This is a genomic window from Cesiribacter sp. SM1, from assembly GCF_020178975.1.
In the GTDB taxonomy this organism is placed as follows: Bacteria; Bacteroidota; Bacteroidia; order Cytophagales; family Cyclobacteriaceae; genus Cesiribacter.
Window position 1 is genome coordinate 1 of record NZ_JAHXBU010000021.1, and the last position, 1,630, is coordinate 1,630.

2 protein-coding genes are annotated in these 1,630 nt (G+C 38.9%); both read left to right on the plus strand.

The features are described from left to right. Nucleotides 1-629 (plus strand): hypothetical protein (locus KWJ01_RS03890; RefSeq protein ID WP_224995114.1); only part of this gene is annotated, 629 nt, incomplete at its 5' end. Between the two features lie 163 nt (nucleotides 630-792). Beyond that, the gene (locus KWJ01_RS03895; protein ID WP_224995115.1) at nucleotides 793-1,365 is read left to right on the plus strand and encodes a hypothetical protein; all 573 of its coding nucleotides are present in this window, start codon (nucleotides 793-795) and stop codon (nucleotides 1,363-1,365) included. Nucleotides 1,366-1,630 lie beyond the last annotated feature (265 nt).

Genomic DNA, 1,630 nt, shown 5'->3' on the forward strand with positions numbered 1-1,630 from the left:
CTGAAGGTAACAACAGAATAAAGCAAATGCCCCAACAGCTTTCAGCCATTGACAATGCAGGAAGCAATTTTTGCGTCCTTTCAGCAAAGGCCAGTGCAGGGCATCTGCTTTATTCAATGGACGTTATATGCAACAAAAATCCGATGTTATATAAGCTTTTGATCATAGCATTTACTTTCACATTGGTTGGATGCAGTCAAAATAACAGAATTGCTGTCAGCGAGATTGGCTACCGATATGATAAAGAAGTAGAGCGTGACAGCCTTGACTTGGAAGTTATTACTGATAAACACAAAAAAGAATATATATATCGGTTTGCTGGTGACTCTGCTCATTATTCTCATTTTCATCTAACAGTTTTAACTAACAGTGACTCTGTAATACTCTTCTATGCAGATACAGCTCGGTTAGTGGACCAAAAGAGTATTGATGGAAAGCTAATCAAAAAGTATTATTACAATAGAGAGGACATGGCTGACGAAGAGTTACATCTATTCATAGCGGAGGACATCGGTTTGATTGGATATGTTGAGGAGGCCTGGGACGGCTATTCAATATTCAATCATCCAAATACAGACATAGAAGAGAAGCTAAGGCAGGAAAAGACTGGCTTCTTCTATAAAAGATAAAATAAAATAAGCTGCATATAACAACAGAATAAAGCAATCACCCCATCAGCTTTCAGCCATTGCTTGTGCAGGCAGCTGGTTTTGCGTACTTTCAGTGAGCGGCAGTGAATGGGTGCCTGCTTTATTCAATGGACGTTGGGCACAAGAATAACAAGTACACTGCATGAGGATACAGAGAACTTTACTTCTAATTGCACTGGCTCTATGCTCCCTAATCTCATGTTCTGATTCACAAGATGATACTCGAAAAGAGGCATATGTTTTTTTGAATCAGTTCTTTGCAAATGCAGGTGATGATGATTTTATAGAAGACTCCATTATCTATCTATCTGACACTAATACTTTGTCTCCACCTAATCTGGGTGATTACGATAATACAACAGACTACTTGGTTGACCTACTAGCGACTGATAATAAAGAATATATTCAGAATCAGCTAAGGAATATAAATGGAATTAATCTAAAAGAACTCAAAGCAAAAAATGTAATAGTTGTTCCTGCAAGTCAGCTGGAGTACACCAGCGACTATGTTGAATATTTCAAAAAGAACGGAATTGCAGAACCTGAAGGGCTCTACAAGATATCAACGCCTATATTCTCACCGAATCTTGATAAAGCCTATTTTAGAATAGGATATATATGTGGTGGACATTGTGGCGGAACAGAAGATAGGTACTATGTAAAGGAAAACGGAAAGTGGATGCTGAAAGAAGTAGTAGGTGGCAGTGTGTATTAAAAAAATAATAATATCCAGTGCCCAACAACAGAATAAAGCAAGCGCCCTCACTTCATTCAGCCATCGCTTGTGCAGAGCGTTAGCATTTCGTACTTTCAGCAAGGGCCGGTGCTGCGGGCGCCTGCTTTATTTAACGACCGTTGGTCTTAATGCAAAATCGTACCATAGATCTACCGCCGGTTTGGAACGGGATTCGTATATTTAGATTGGACGAGCAAATAAGAAGTATGAATATACAAGCTTTAAAATACGAGATCATTGAATG

Coding starts and splice junctions, on each gene's coding strand:
- KWJ01_RS03895 (WP_224995115.1), top strand. CDS start 793: ATGAGGATACAGAGAACTTTACTTCTAATTGCACTGGCTCTATGCTCC.